The organism is Stutzerimonas sp. VN223-3 (assembly GCF_045999685.1).
Taxonomy (GTDB): domain Bacteria; phylum Pseudomonadota; class Gammaproteobacteria; order Pseudomonadales; family Pseudomonadaceae; genus Stutzerimonas; species Stutzerimonas stutzeri_AR.
The window spans coordinates 577838-591337 of the sequence record NZ_RBEC01000003.1; the positions used below are offsets into that span (position 1 = coordinate 577838).

A 13500-nucleotide genomic window follows, 5' to 3' on the forward strand; every position below is an offset into this window, starting at 1 on the left:
GCTGCGCGCGCCGTTACACGTATTCCATAACAATTACTGCCGATAGAGCCTGCCATGACACCTGACAAGAAGGTCAAGATCCTCGCCACCCTGGGACCGGCCACTCGTAGCATCGACGATGTACGCGAGCTGGTGGAAAACGGGGTCAACCTGTTCCGCCTCAACTTCAGCCATGGCGAGCACGCCGATCATGCCCAGCGCTTCGCCTGGATTCGCGAGGTCGAACGCCAGCTCAATCAGCCGATCGGCATTCTTATGGACCTTCAGGGACCCAAGTTGCGCGTCGGTCGCTTTGCCGAAGGCAAGGTGCAATTGGTTCGTGGTCAGACCCTGCGTCTGGACCTAGACCCGACTCCAGGGGATTCCAGCCGGGTCAATCTGCCGCATCCGGAAATCATCGATGCACTACAGCCGGGGATGAGCCTGTTGGTGGACGACGGCCGGCTGCGTCTGACGGTAATCGCCAAGCATGCCGACGCCATTGACACGCGCGTGGTTGCTGGCGGCGAGCTGTCCGACCGCAAAGGTGTCAACGTGCCAGAAGCGGTGCTGGAACTGAGCCCACTGACCGACAAGGATCGCCGTGACCTGGCCTTCGGCCTGGAACTGGGCGTTGACTGGGTGGCGCTGTCCTTCGTTCAGCGACCGCAGGATATTCACGAGGCACGCGGGCTGATCGGCGACCGCGCCTTCCTCATGGCCAAGATCGAAAAGCCATCGGCGGTGCAGCACCTGCGCGAGATTGCTCGCCTGTCCGACGCGATCATGGTCGCGCGCGGCGACCTCGGCGTTGAGGTGCCGGCGGAAAACGTTCCGCGTATCCAGAAGAACATCGTCCGCACCTGCCGCCAGCTCGGCCGGCCGGTGGTAGTGGCGACGCAAATGCTCGAATCGATGCGCTTCTCCCCCGCTCCGACCCGCGCCGAAGTTACGGACGTGGCCAATGCGGTAGCCGAAGGTGCGGACGCGGTCATGCTGTCGGCGGAAACCGCGTCGGGCGACTATCCGCTGGAAGCCGTGAGCATGATGAGCAAGATCATCCGCCAAGTAGAAAGCGGGCCGGATTTCCAAGCCCAGCTCGATGTACACCGTCCAAACGCCGAGGCGACTCTGCCGGACGCCATCAGCTGCGCGATTCGCCGTATCTGCGGCATTCTGCCCGTGGCGGTACTGGTCAACTACACCGAGTCCGGGCGCTCCAGTTTGCGCGCCTCGCGCGAGCGGCCCAGCACGCCGATTCTCAGCCTGACGCCAAACCTGGCGACAGCCCGCAAACTGACCGTGGCCTGGGGGGTGTATTCGATGATCGATGCGCCGATGCAGGACATGGAGCATGTCTGTCTGAACGCATTGGAGCTGGCTCGCGCCCAAGGCATGGCTGGCACCGGTGACACGGTGTTGATCACTGCTGGGGTGCCTTTAGGACAACCGGGAACGACTAACTCACTGCGTATCGAGACGCTCAACTAGCTCAACCAAGCTGGCATTCGCCTGCATTTCAATATGCGATGCAGGCGGCATACGCATTAAACCGCCGCCCTTCTCTCACCGGTTCTCAAAACCTCAAAAATGCGCCGTACTTTCCTACCGCACGCGTCACACGCGGTGCTCAACGGTGTCAGTCAGATTTTCCTGCAGGCTAATCCGACCTGCGGGTTGCTGATGCTCATGACCATCACCTTCTACGCGCCCTCGCTGCTGGCTGGGACGCTGCTCGGTCTGCTCAGCGGAACCCTCGCCGCCCGGTTGCTGGGGTATGCGCGCCAGGACATCGAATCCGGGCTCTACGGCTATAACCCGGCGCTCTTGGGGCTGCTGGTCACGCTTGTACTGGGTTCATCACCGCTGGCTCTGTTCCTGGTGGTGGTTGCCGGAGCGCTGTCGAGCCCGCTGCAGCGATATTTGTTGCGCGCCATGCGCGAGCGCGGCGGGCCAGCAGTCTTCACCCTGTGCTTCGTTCTGCTCGGCTGGCTGGTGCTGGTAGTGGCGGGCATGCTCGAGTCGGTCGCAGAAGCACGCCTGCCCGAGCCCAGGTTGGACGGATGGGGCGCGGTGGGCGCCATGGCAAGCGGCGTTGGGCAAGTGATGTTTCTCGGCGAGGCCGGAGCCGGACTCTGCTTGCTGCTAGCGATACTGGTTGCGGACAAGCGCGCCGGATTGTGGGCGCTTTGTGGCTCGGCAGTTGGGGTGTATTGCGCCCTGCTGACCGGCGCAACGGAACCACAGGCGCTAGCGGGGCTGGCTGGGTATAACCCGGCGTTGGCGGCTCTTGCGTTGAGCCAGGTGCACCGCTCGGCGCTGGCACCAGCGCTGGGCATCGCACTGGCGATAATTTGCAAACTGGCCTTCGATCAACTGGGTATTCCAGCGCTGACCATGCCCTTCATCCTTGCCTGCTGGGCGGTGGCGCTGGGTACTCGACTGATCCAGCGCCAGCTTGAAACGCAAACGGTCTGACCTTCAACCCTTGGTCGCGCGCGGGTCCTGGTCGCGCGGGTAGGTCCGCTCTTCTTCGATCTGGCCGTCATCGGTATGGATTTTCACCGATGCAGTGCGCAATTTCATGTATTCACGGGTCTCGTTGATGATGTCCTCCTTGGTCGTGGCTTCGAGCAGTGCCCGCTTGTCACCCTCCTCGCGCAGCACCCAACGGTCATCGTCATGCGTGATGTGGTAGTTCTCCATGTTGCCTCCGTAAGCTAATCGATAGTCAAAGCTATAGAACGCTGGCACGCGTAGCGGTTCGTTCGAAATACCGGCGCAGGTACTTATCACCTTTAAGGGTAAAATTTACCGAGCCGATCATGGTAATAACCACCATTTCCCACGCTAAAGCCCCGATTTCAGGCCGATTCCAAGCTGGAACAGATATTGAAAGGGATGCGCAACCTGTCCGTACTGCGCGATGGCTGCGCAATACATGGACGGTATTTCCCCACTATTGGAGTTCACCATGCTCAGCGCTGAACAACGTGCCCTGATCAAAGCCACCGTCCCGCTGCTGGAAACCGGTGGCGAAGCGCTCACCAGCCATTTCTACAAACTGATGCTTGCCGAGCACCCCGAAGTGCGCCCCCTGTTCAACCAGGCGCATCAGGCCAGCGGTGATCAGCCCCGGGCCTTGGCAAATGGTGTGCTGATGTATGCCAAGCATATCGATCGCCTGGATCAGCTCGGTGGGCTGGTGTCGCAAGTGGTCAACAAGCATGTGGCTCTGCAGGTACTGCCGGAGCACTACCCTATTGTCGGCTCCTGCCTGTTGCGGGCCATACGCGAGGTACTCGGCGCCGAAATCGCCACAGATGAAGTGATCGAGGCCTGGGCCGCAGCTTATGGGCAGCTTGCCGACATCCTCATCAGCACCGAAGAACAACGCTATAGCGCTACCGCTGACGCACCCGGTGGCTGGCGCGGCGCCCGGCGTTTCCGGATTGTCCGCAAAGTAGTCGAGAGCGCCGAGATCGTCTCCTTTTATCTGGAGCCGGAAGATGGCGGCGCGGTCGTCGCTCACAAGCCTGGCCAATACATCGGCTTGCGCCTACAAGTCGACGGGCAGGAGCTACGCCGCAATTATTCGCTCTCCGCAGCCAGCAACGGCCGCAACTACCGCATCAGTGTCAAGCGCGAGCCCGGCGGCGTTGCCTCCAACGCCCTGCATGGAATGGAACAAGGTCAGAGCCTCGACCTGTTCGCTCCGGCTGGCGAGTTCACCCTGCAGCCCAGCGATAAGCCACTGGTGCTAATCAGCGGCGGTGTTGGCATCACCCCAACTCTGGCGATGCTTGAGGAGGCCGTCACCACCGACCGACCGATCCACTTCATCCATTGCGCACGCAATGCCGATGCGCATGCGTTCCGCCAGACTATCGATGCGCTGGCCGAGCAGCATACTCAGCTCAAGCGCTTCTATTGCTATGACGAGCACCACAGCAGCGAAGCCCAGCCGGACGCCGTGGGCCTGATGACCGAAGAGCGGCTGGATGCCTGGTTACCAGCCGACCGCGACCTGGATGCCTATTTCCTCGGCCCTAAACCCTTCATGGCGGCGATTCGCCGGCAGCTGCGAACGCTTGGAGTTCCGGAGCATCAGACCCGCTTTGAATTCTTCGGCCCGGCTTCGGCGTTGGAGTAATTAGCCAGACGGCGTGGCTGCAGGAATCTCGGCCGCCGCGCTGAAGGTCGGTTACGTGATGCGCCCTTTAGCCATCCGAACTCAGGCAGTTCCTTCGTGGATAATGTCTAGTTCAAGATGCAAACTTTCAAAGCGTGCCGTTTCGCTGTGCCTTCATAACGCCATAACCCCACGATATTTGTAGATAACCATTCGTCTGCCGTTTGTTCGTTGCTGGAAACTCCAGAGGCGGAACCTAACTCTCAAACCATGAAGGCTGATGAAGTTGTGCAGCCCTGCAGAAAGTCTCTATCCATCGAGGAGAAAAAGACATGACAAACAAGAATCCCGGCAATTTTGCCAACGACCGCGAAAAAGCGTCGGAAGCTGGCAAGAAGGGCGGCCACAATAGCGGCGGCAACTTCGCAAACGACCGCGAAAAGGCCTCTGAAGCAGGCCGGAAGGGCGGCCAGAACAGCCACGGCGGTGGTCGAAACAGCAACAGCTAATGTGTGTCGCTAAAAATAAAGGCAAAGGTTAAATACCTTTGCCTTTTTTTGTTTCATATTTAATTTTTCATCGTTACGGCAAAATAAAAGGACAGTTTTGCTTACGACAATAAGCCGACACTTTTAATATTAAATTGGTTTTAAATCAATCCACACAAATTCTCGACAAATCGAGTAACTCAGCCATACCAAACCACTGCAGGAACCGTATCGACATGATCAAAGCTAATAACGAAACGGTGACAACCAATCCTGGTGATCAAGCGCCTCCTGGTACGCCCGGCACCGGTGAAAATACTTGCCCGGTGTGCAACGGCAGCGGCCGCAGTGAGTCCGGCGAATGCCAAAACTGTGGCGGTACCGGCAAGGTGGTCGAAGGTATCGGCGGGGCCTGATACCTGCCGGCAACAGGAGCAGCAGTCAATGAGCGCTAGCGCCTTTTCCGACCGTATCATCCAGAGCCTGCTGGACACCGACTACTACAAGCTGACGATGATGCAGGCGGTGCTGCATCACTACCCCAACGCTGAAGTCGAATGGGCCTTTCGCAGTCGTTCCGAGGAAGACCTGGCGCCCTATCTGAACGAAATCCGGCAGCAAGTCGAGACGCTCGCCGCACTCAGAATCAGCCAGGAAGAACTCGCCTTCCTCGATCGCATTCCCTATATGCAGCCGGATTTCATCCGTTTTCTCGGGCTATTTAGATTCGATTTGCGCTACGTGCGGGTCGAGCTCGAAGCAGGCGAGTTGGTGATCTACCTGCGTGGTCCTTGGCTGCATGTGATTCTTTTCGAGGTGCCGCTTCTGGCCATCATCAGCGAGGTTCGCAATCGGGCTCGCTACCCCCACGTAACCCTGGAGCAAGCCGAGGAGCGGCTCGAAGATAAACTTCAGTGGCTGCGCGACGAAGCCACCAATGAGGAACTCGCCGGGTTCAACCTCGCCGACTTCGGTACCCGCCGACGCTTCTCCTTTGCGGTGCAGGCTACGGTCGTCAAACGTCTGAAGAGCAGTTTCCCCGGCAACTTCGTCGGCACCAGCAATGTTCACCTCGCCCGCATACTAGATCTAAAGCCCATGGGCACCATGGCCCACGAGTGGATCATGGCGCACCAGCAACTGGGACCCAGGCTCATCGACAGCCAAAGTGCGGCGCTGGACTGCTGGGCGCGTGAATATCGTGGCGCGTTGGGCATCGCCATTACCGATTGCATCACCATGGATGCTTTTACGGCCGATTTCGATCTGTACCTGGCGAAGTTGTTCGACGGCCTGCGCCACGATTCCGGTGACCCAGTCGAATGGGCGGAAAAGGCCATCACCCATTACCGCCGTCTTGGCATCGACCCGATGACACGGCAACTCGTGTTCTCCGATGGTCTCGATTTTCCCAGGGCGCTTGGCATCTACCGCTCCCTGGCAGGCCGCAGCAACACCAGTTTCGGTATCGGCACGCAACTGACCTGCGACATCCCGGGCGTCGAGCCGACCAACATGGTAATCAAGATGACCAGTTGCAACGGTCAGCCCGTGGCGAAAATATCCGACTCCCCGGGCAAGACCATGTGTCGCGACGAAGCTTTCGTTGCGTACCTCAAGCATGTGTTCGGTGTGAACGGTCACTGAATGCTGATTCGCCCCGGCTCATTAATCCGTTAGAGCGACAGAGTTTCGACCGGAAAAATGACGCTTTAGAGCGCTTATGACATACCCCTCCGAGTTATTAGTTTGAGTGGTCAGGGGTTGAAGCAGCCGCCGACCACGAAGCCAACAAAAACAACAATAGGAGATTTTTGATGCGAAGCGCTCGCACACCCCTTGCCCTCGCAGTGCTACTGAGCTGTGCGTCAATGACGGCCGCAGCCGACACAGGGCCATTCAGTCAATTCGTGAATTTTGGCGACTCACTCAGTGATGCCGGTAACTTTCCCGACCTGGCCAGCCCACTTCAAAACGGGTTGCCGACCGGCGGTCTGCGCTTCACCAACCGCACCGGTCCGACGTACGCGCCGAACAACACCGAATATGCAGGGCAGGTTGTTACCCAGGTACTCGCCGATCGCCTGGGCCTGCAGTCGCTGCCTTCGACGCCCCTGCTGCCAGCGCTGTTGACCGGCAATCCGGACGGTACCAACTATGCCGTGGGTGGTTACCGTTCGGATCAGATTCTTAAATCGCTGAACGACACCTCGATAGTCGATACCGGCACTGGCCTGTCTCGCAGTCGTCCCGGCTATCTGGTGGAAAACCAGCAAGTCGACCCGAACGGGCTGTACTACCTCAATGGCGGCGCCAACGATATTTTTCAGCTCGTCGAAGGAACTTCTCCCATCCCAATCACGATGGCGCAATCAGCCGCCAATATGGTCGCGGCTGTGGGTGCACTTCAGGCGGCCGGCGCGCGCTATATCGTGATCTCCGACCTGCCGGACGTTGGCAATACCCCTCTGGGCAACAGCCTGCCGGGCTTCAGCACGGTGCTGAACGACCTGAGCGACGCGTTCAACGCTGAACTTGCCGCTGGACTCCAGGCGCAGGGTGGCAATTACGTGCTGCTGAACAACCGACTGCTGCTCTCGGAAGTTCGCGCGGACCTCGCCCGCTATGGATTCGACCCGACCATCGATCAGACCGCGGTGTGCTTTGACGGAGGCAACTGCCCGCTCGACCCCACCTACGGTCTGGGCACCGCCAACGCCGATCCGAGCCGCCTGCTATTCAATGACCAGGTGCACCCCACCACGGCAGTTCATCAGATCAGTGCCGACTACATCTATTCAATACTTTCCGCGCCGGCTGAGGTTTCGCGTTTGCCTGAAATGGGCCGCTCGGCCTTGCGCAATCACCTGCAGATGCTTGACAACGAGCTGACCGTGCAGCGCGGCAATTGGCAATCGATCGGTGCCTGGAGCACCTTCGTACAGGGTGGCTACAACAGTCCGGAATATGACGGCTTCGGCGGTGGCGATGGGGACAACCCAACGCTTGCGATCGGTGCGACCAACAGAGTCAGCGACAATTGGCTGGCAGGGCTCAGCTTGGGGCTGGCACAGAACTCGCTGACCTTGGGCGAGGGAAACTCGGATTACGACATGCGCAGCTACCTAGCCACGGCATTCGCCAGCTTTCAGCAAGAGCGCCTGTTCGCTGACTTCAGCGTGAGTGCCGGTTACCTGGACTACGATAACCTCGAACGCACCTTCGCCCTCGGCGTCGCCGAGCGCTCCGAGAAGGGCAGCACTGAAGGAATGCTTTGGGGCGTTTCGGGCAAAACCGGCTTCAACCTGATGCAACAGGGCGAACGCCTTCAGTTCGGTCCGTTCATCGGCGCCAGCTATCAGAAAATCGAAGTCGATGGTTATAGCGAAAAAGGCGCCAGCGCTACCGCACTGACCTATGAAGACCAAGAGTTGGACTCGCTGCGATTGTCGCTCGGTCTATTTGGCGGCTATGCGCTGACCGAGCGCACTCGCCTTTTTGGTGAAGTCGCACGCGAGGTCGAACGCAAGGATGACGAACGTGACGATCTGCGTATGTCGCTGAACAGCGTACCGAACAATAGCTTCGAGCTGCCCGGCGCCACTCCCACCGGCGATCAGACACGCTTCAGCGTTGGTGTCGCGCATCAGCTCGCAGCGGGACTCAGCGTTCGAGCCAACTACAACTACCAGGGCAACGACAACCGTAACCATGGTATCGGCCTATCCCTGGCGCTGGATCTGTAATACATCTTCTCGTTTGGCTTGCTCTGGCTCAGCCGCTGCGTTCATTGCGCCGCGGCTTTTTTTTATGATTCATCGCGAACCAGCGCCGAAGCCTAGCGGCGATCGATTTGCTCCTGCAGGTTGGCGATCTGCCCTCGCAGGGTGCTGAGGTTGCGCGTCATCTGTGCGCGGAATGCATCGAACTCACCGATATTCACACCCGGCGTGGCGGCCGGTCGATTGTCCAGCTCGCTGCGCAGAATCAGCACCTCCTGTTCGAGGCGGCTGACTGCCGGATTGGAATCACCTCGCTGCTTCAGCGCAGCGATGTCTTTGCTCATCCCATCCAATCGAGCGGAAAGTTTATCGATGCTGTCGGATGAGCCCTTCAGTTCGTTCACCGTGGAATTCAGCGCCGCCTGCTCGCTGGTCAGCCCTTTCAGGCCCTCGGCAAGAGTCGCGGTTGTACCCTGCTGACTACGTACGTCTGTCGCTACCGCTTCGACCCGTTTAGCTTGTTCGTCCAGGCGTTGATCCTGATTACCCTGTTTGCCCGTCAGGCTCTGCTGCTGAGTAGTAATGGCGCGCTGTTGCTCCGCCAGATCGAGCGCCTGCTTCTCAAGCTGCTTGATGCGCAGTTTCAACGCTTCGCCTTCTGTTGTGACGCTGGATTCCGTCGCTACCATCTTTCCGGAGATATCCTGCAGCCTGCCTGCCGCGTCTTCGCTGATCCGCGCGAAGCTTTCCTGAGTGGCGACCACTTGCGCCTCGAGCCGGGAAATCTGTTGCATGCTCCACCACCCCAGCGCCGCCAATGCGGCGAATAGCGCCGCAATCATCACCCATAGCGGTGCGGTGTTGACGCCGCGGCGCTTCTGCCGTGATCGCCCATCATCCGAACGGCTTTCCACGGGCTTGCTGATCGGCTCAAAGTCCGGCGCGGGATAGGGATCGCGGTCACGGCCAGCGGTCAGGCTGGGTACATGGTCCAGTTCGTCGTGAGCATCGTTGCGCATGGGGTACCTTTGATGGCGCGAAGCGAGAGACAACGCGCAGTATAACGATTCAGCGGCGTCACTTCAGCGACTAGAGGATGGATAGACGCACCATTGGCAAGCGTGCACGCGTTACCACGATTCAAGGACGTGCAACGAGCCGCAGCGGTTAATAGGCAACAGCCCCGGTTCGCTCTTTAAACAGAAAATCCTATACATACCCAAGCCAGCCGCGCCGGGCTTGAAGAAAATTTCTGATGCGAAATACGCCGAAAACCGAAGCTTGGTACGCCTGTTGCTTTGGTAGTCATGCCAGTGGATAGCATTCGCCGACAAGGATGTCGGGCCTAAGGATGTCGGGCCTAGAGATTGGACGGCTGAGGCGGAACCAAGAGGAGCGAATCATCATGGAGTTCAACAAGGCTGTACTCGATTGCATGCAGACTCTTCGCCGCCGGTTACGCGAAGAACAACAGCTGGATATCCACCTGAGCCAACCCGACGCCATCACCGCGATGCTGACGGCATGCCTAGGCTCCAGTGACGAAACTACCCGTGACCTTGGCAGACAACTGGCCGCCTACAGCGATATGCCGCCGCCCGTTTTGGCGAAACCTTCTCCTTCCGCAAGCAGCAATGGTTACACACCATCGGTGCGCATCTATCGCGGCCAGCGAATCATGGCCTGAACCGCTCAATCGACCAGCCATTGCCTGACCGAGCGCGTGAGTTGCTGGGTAAGTTCGGCGAGCAACTCGCCGCCATTGCGCCAGTGATGCCAATAGAGCGGCACATCGATCGGGTTGCCGCGAAACACATCGACTAGCGCCCCACTAGCCAGCTCACCGCGTACCTGAAGCTCAGGTACCAGACCCCAGCCAAGATCGCTCTGCAGCAAGCGAACGAAGCCCTCGGACGACGGGCACAGGTGATGACTGAAGGCACCGCTGAGACCCAGCGAGGCCAGATAGCGATGTTGCAATTGATCATCAGGACCGAACACTATCGCTGGCGCCCGCAATAGAGCCTCCGTCGGCGGATCGCCGCTCAGATGGCGGGCGATGAAGGCCGGACTGGCCAGGGCGCGATAGCGCATGGCCCCAAGAAACTGACTGCGCGCGCCAGCCAGCGGACGCTCCACCGCGCACACGCAGGCCGCCACTTCCCCCGCCCGCATGCGTTTGAGGCCCACCGCCTGATCTTCCAGCACATGATCGAGCACCACCCCATGCGCCGTGCAGAACGGCGCGACCGCCTCGGCCCACCAGGTCGAGAGGCTGTCGGCATTGAGGGCGATACGCAGCCTTTCCGGCAGGCGGCTCTCATCCAGTTCCGGCACTTGCCCCTGTAGATCGCGCTCCAGCAAACGCACCTGTTGCACGTGATTGAGCAGACGCCGACCCACTTCAGTCGGCTGAGGCGGTGCAGCGCGCAATAGCACTGGCTGCCCGAGCCGGGCCTCCAGCAACTTGATGCGCTGGGACACTGCCGATTGCGACAGCCCCAGCGCTTGGGCGGCGCGATCGAATCCAGACTGCTCGACCACAGCCGCCAGAGCGACCAACAGCTTGTAATCGAACATCACATTTCCTTATATAGCATTACGATATTTCGTTTTTCTTATACGACAGAGCCACCGAGACTGCGAGCATTCATTCGAATGCGAACAGGCAGAGCGACTATGTGGCAGAGCTATTTCAACGGTTTACTGGTGACGGCAGGGCTGATCATAGCCATCGGTGCCCAAAACGCCTTCGTCCTGGCACAGAGCCTGCGCCGAGAACACCATCTGCCCGTCGCCGCCCTCTGCATCCTTTGTGACATTCTGTTGGTCAGCGCTGGGGTCTTCGGTCTCGCTGCGATACTGGCGGAAAACCCGCTGCTGCTGCAGATCACGCGCTGGGGTGGCGTGATGTTTCTGCTGTACTACGGCGTCATCGCCTTGCGCCGCGCGGCACGCCCACAAGCCCTGCTGGAAGACGCGCAACGCGGCCCGCGCTCCTTGCAGAGCGTGCTGCTCGCCGCGCTGGCGGTCACCCTGCTCAATCCGCACGTCTATCTCGACACGGTGTTGCTGATCGGCTCGCTCGGCGCCCAGCAGCCCGAGCCGGGTGCCTACACGCTGGGCGCCGCAAGTGCATCGACATTGTGGTTTCTGGTTCTCGCCCTTGGCGGTGCCTGGCTTGCGCCGTGGCTCGCGCGACCGCTGACCTGGCGACTGATCGATCTGGGCGTGGCGGGAATGATGTTCGCCATCGCCGCGCAGCTGGTTATCCTCGCCTGAGGAACGCCTGGTCCAGCCGGAGGTCCACGCAGAGGGCTTCATGCACCGCCAGCCCCAGCGCGAGCTAAGCAACAAGGCTCTGGCCTCGGCTTTTCCACACAGTTGTCGCGTGGTTTTGCCGCAGGACGGGTGCTATGATCCCTGGTTCGCGGGTATGGAGTGGAACGCTTCAACCCGCCATTACGGCCGCCCGTGAACGGCCGAAAGATTGCGCACGCATGTAGCGAGCGAAGGGAAAGACAGGCGTAAACGGACGAACATCGGTGCAGTAGTTTTCTCCGTTCCGCGAGGCGCTGGTCACCAGCGCAGACTGCCTCCTTTCATGCTGGCCGCATCTATTCTCGACACCTGAGCAGGAGATACACCATGGCTTTCGAATTGCCGCCGCTTCCGTTTGAAAAGAACGCCCTCGAGCCACACATTTCCGCCGAGACTTTCGAATACCACCACGGCAAGCACCACCAGGCTTACGTAACCAACCTGAACAACCTGATCCCGGGCACAGAGTTCGAAGGCAAGGATCTGGAAACCATCATCAAGACTTCGTCCGGTGGCATCTTCAACAATGCCGCTCAGGTCTGGAACCACACCTTCTTCTGGAACTGCATGGCACCGAACGCCGGTGGCCAGCCGACTGGCGCCCTGGCTGACGCCATCAACGCCTCCTTCGGTTCCTTCGACAAGTTCAAGGAAGAGTTCACCAAGACCGCCATCGGCACCTTCGGCTCCGGCTGGGCCTGGCTGGTGAAGAAGTCCGACGGCAGCGTCGGCCTGGCGAGCACTATCGGTGCCGGCAACCCAATGACCGCTGGCGACAAGCCGCTGCTGACCTGCGACGTCTGGGAACACGCCTACTACATCGACTACCGCAATGCGCGTCCGAAGTTCGTCGAAGCATTCTGGAACGTGGTCAACTGGGACTTCGTAGCGAAGAACTTCGCTGGCTGAGTCGCCTGGCTTGCAATACGGCGAGCGGCCTTCCGCTCCCGTGAAGCCTGCACAAAAATGCCCGCATCCCAGTGATGCGGGCATTTTTCGTTTCAGCGATACCGTTTCGCCGTTGTGGTGAAAACATCAGGCACCGACGCGCCTCGCCAGGTAGATGGCCGCGCAGTATCGGCTATCCTCAACAGCTCACTTATCCAGGAGCTCTCCCATGCCCAAAACCGCACTCATCATCGGCGCGTCACGCGGCCTCGGTCTAGGGCTGGCGAAGCAGCTCGCCAGCGAAGGATGGCAAGTAATCGCTACCGTTCGTGATCCACAGCGCGCCGACGAGCTGAAAACCATCGCGGGCGTCCGCATCGATGCGCTGGATATCAATGACGGTGACTGTGTCGAGGCGCTCGCCCAGCGGTTATCCGGCACCATGCTGGATCTGCTCTTTATCAACGCCGGCATTTCCGGCTCGCGCCAGCTTTCGGCCATCAACGCTACTGCCGAGGATGTCAGCAAGCTATTCATGACCAACGCTGTCGCACCTGTGCGCCTGGCCAAGCACATGTTGCCCCTGGTCGATCCGCAGACTGGCGTCATCACCTTCATGAGTTCGATCATGGGCAGCGTGGAAACCGGACCGGGAATGGGCATGCCGCTGTACGGCGCAAGCAAGGCAGCCCTGAATCATCTGACTCGAAGCTTCGTCGCAGAACTTGGCGAAGGTACAAGCCTCACGGTGCTTTCGATGCATCCGGGCTGGGTCAGAACCGACATGGGCGGTGAAGAGGCGCCACTTGATATCGAAACCAGCTGTCGCGGCATGGTCGAGCAGGTGAAGCGCGCAGCCGGACAGGGTGGGCATCGATTCATCGACTATCAGGGCGAGCAACTGCCCTGGTGAAGCAGCGAACCGGTCTGCTGGCCTTCAAAACGAAGATGCGGGTGGCAACCTCGTCAC

General features: G+C 59.6%; 14 protein-coding genes. 11 read left to right on the forward strand and 3 right to left on the reverse strand.

The genetic code is table 11. From position 1 onward, the window contains the following. Window positions 1–54: 54 nt before the first annotated feature. Both pyk and D7241_RS18570 read left to right on the forward strand, forming a co-directional pair. Window positions 55–1470, forward strand: a complete 1416-nt coding sequence (gene pyk, locus D7241_RS18565) for a pyruvate kinase (RefSeq protein ID WP_408102764.1) — start codon at window positions 55–57, stop codon at window positions 1468–1470. A gap of 99 nt (window positions 1471–1569) precedes the next feature. Then, on the forward strand, window positions 1570–2457 hold the full coding sequence (locus D7241_RS18570) for an urea transporter (RefSeq protein ID WP_408102765.1): 888 nt from the start codon (window positions 1570–1572) through the stop codon (window positions 2455–2457). 3 nt (window positions 2458–2460) lie between these two features. On the opposite strand, the gene D7241_RS18575 is transcribed toward D7241_RS18570, so the two are convergent. Further along, complete coding sequence (locus D7241_RS18575) at window positions 2461–2685, reverse strand: DUF2188 domain-containing protein (protein WP_408102766.1); 225 nt, start codon at window positions 2683–2685, stop codon at window positions 2461–2463. A gap of 268 nt (window positions 2686–2953) precedes the next feature. Between D7241_RS18575 and hmpA the strand changes: the two genes are divergently transcribed. The 5 genes from hmpA (at window position 2954) to D7241_RS18600 (ending at window position 8345) form a co-directional block, all read left to right on the forward strand. Next, window positions 2954–4132, forward strand: a complete 1179-nt coding sequence (gene hmpA, locus D7241_RS18580; RefSeq protein WP_408102767.1) for an NO-inducible flavohemoprotein — start codon at window positions 2954–2956, stop codon at window positions 4130–4132. Window positions 4133–4443: 311 nt separating this feature from the next. Beyond that, window positions 4444–4620, forward strand: coding sequence for a general stress protein (locus D7241_RS18585; RefSeq protein WP_272887379.1), 177 nt, complete (start codon window positions 4444–4446; stop codon window positions 4618–4620). Window positions 4621–4835: 215 nt separating this feature from the next. Next, entirely contained in the window at window positions 4836–5015 is a 180-nt protein-coding gene (locus D7241_RS18590) for a hypothetical protein (protein ID WP_408102768.1), read from the forward strand. 28 nt (window positions 5016–5043) lie between these two features. Further along, entirely contained in the window at window positions 5044–6246 is a 1203-nt protein-coding gene (pncB, locus tag D7241_RS18595) for a nicotinate phosphoribosyltransferase (protein ID WP_408102769.1), read from the forward strand. 170 nt (window positions 6247–6416) lie between these two features. After that, the gene (locus D7241_RS18600) at window positions 6417–8345 is read left to right on the forward strand and encodes an autotransporter domain-containing protein (protein ID WP_408102770.1); all 1929 of its coding nucleotides are present in this window, start codon (window positions 6417–6419) and stop codon (window positions 8343–8345) included. A gap of 92 nt (window positions 8346–8437) precedes the next feature. Here the strand turns inward: D7241_RS18600 and D7241_RS18605 are convergent, their stop codons facing one another. Beyond that, window positions 8438–9340, reverse strand: a complete 903-nt coding sequence (locus D7241_RS18605; protein WP_408102771.1) for an ATPase — start codon at window positions 9338–9340, stop codon at window positions 8438–8440. Between the two features lie 386 nt (window positions 9341–9726). Here D7241_RS18605 and D7241_RS18610 point away from each other — a divergent pair, with 386 nt between their 5' ends. Beyond that, window positions 9727–10008 carry a hypothetical protein gene (locus D7241_RS18610; RefSeq protein WP_408102772.1) on the forward strand — a complete coding sequence of 94 codons (282 nt, stop codon included), beginning with the start codon at window positions 9727–9729 and terminating at the stop codon, window positions 10006–10008. Between the two features lie 5 nt (window positions 10009–10013). Here D7241_RS18610 and D7241_RS18615 read toward each other — a convergent pair whose 3' ends face one another. Next, on the reverse strand, window positions 10014–10901 hold the full coding sequence (locus D7241_RS18615; RefSeq protein WP_408102773.1) for a LysR family transcriptional regulator ArgP: 888 nt from the start codon (window positions 10899–10901) through the stop codon (window positions 10014–10016). A 99-nt stretch (window positions 10902–11000) separates the two neighbouring features. Here D7241_RS18615 and D7241_RS18620 point away from each other — a divergent pair, with 99 nt between their 5' ends. The 3 genes from D7241_RS18620 (at window position 11001) to D7241_RS18630 (ending at window position 13443) form a co-directional block, all read left to right on the forward strand. Beyond that, on the forward strand, window positions 11001–11603 hold the full coding sequence (locus D7241_RS18620; protein WP_408102774.1) for a LysE/ArgO family amino acid transporter: 603 nt from the start codon (window positions 11001–11003) through the stop codon (window positions 11601–11603). A 366-nt stretch (window positions 11604–11969) separates the two neighbouring features. Continuing rightward, a complete protein-coding gene (locus D7241_RS18625; protein ID WP_255981509.1) occupies window positions 11970–12551 on the forward strand; it encodes a superoxide dismutase in 582 nt (193 codons plus the stop codon). A 208-nt stretch (window positions 12552–12759) separates the two neighbouring features. Continuing rightward, window positions 12760–13443: an SDR family oxidoreductase gene (locus D7241_RS18630; RefSeq protein WP_408102775.1), complete on the forward strand. Its 684-nt coding sequence runs from the start codon at window positions 12760–12762 to the stop codon at window positions 13441–13443. The last annotated feature ends 57 nt before the right edge of the window (window positions 13444–13500 follow it).

Excerpts from the sequence above, each read along its gene's own strand:
- D7241_RS18600 (WP_408102770.1), top strand. The coding sequence starts at position 6,417 with ATGCGAAGCGCTCGCACACCCCTTGCCCTCGCAGTGCTACTGAGCTGT.
- pncB (WP_408102769.1), top strand. The coding sequence starts at position 5,044 with ATGAGCGCTAGCGCCTTTTCCGACCGTATCATCCAGAGCCTGCTGGAC.
- hmpA (WP_408102767.1), top strand. The coding sequence starts at position 2,954 with ATGCTCAGCGCTGAACAACGTGCCCTGATCAAAGCCACCGTCCCGCTG.
- D7241_RS18585 (WP_272887379.1), top strand. The coding sequence starts at position 4,444 with ATGACAAACAAGAATCCCGGCAATTTTGCCAACGACCGCGAAAAAGCG.
- D7241_RS18610 (WP_408102772.1), top strand. The coding sequence starts at position 9,727 with ATGGAGTTCAACAAGGCTGTACTCGATTGCATGCAGACTCTTCGCCGC.
- D7241_RS18570 (WP_408102765.1), top strand. The coding sequence starts at position 1,570 with ATGCGCCGTACTTTCCTACCGCACGCGTCACACGCGGTGCTCAACGGT.
- D7241_RS18625 (WP_255981509.1), top strand. The coding sequence starts at position 11,970 with ATGGCTTTCGAATTGCCGCCGCTTCCGTTTGAAAAGAACGCCCTCGAG.
- D7241_RS18615 (WP_408102773.1), bottom strand. The coding sequence starts at position 10,901 with ATGTTCGATTACAAGCTGTTGGTCGCTCTGGCGGCTGTGGTCGAGCAG.
- D7241_RS18605 (WP_408102771.1), bottom strand. The coding sequence starts at position 9,340 with ATGCGCAACGATGCTCACGACGAACTGGACCATGTACCCAGCCTGACC.
- D7241_RS18620 (WP_408102774.1), top strand. The coding sequence starts at position 11,001 with ATGTGGCAGAGCTATTTCAACGGTTTACTGGTGACGGCAGGGCTGATC.
- D7241_RS18575 (WP_408102766.1), bottom strand. The coding sequence starts at position 2,685 with ATGGAGAACTACCACATCACGCATGACGATGACCGTTGGGTGCTGCGC.
- D7241_RS18590 (WP_408102768.1), top strand. The coding sequence starts at position 4,836 with ATGATCAAAGCTAATAACGAAACGGTGACAACCAATCCTGGTGATCAA.
- D7241_RS18630 (WP_408102775.1), top strand. The coding sequence starts at position 12,760 with ATGCCCAAAACCGCACTCATCATCGGCGCGTCACGCGGCCTCGGTCTA.
- pyk (WP_408102764.1), top strand. The coding sequence starts at position 55 with ATGACACCTGACAAGAAGGTCAAGATCCTCGCCACCCTGGGACCGGCC.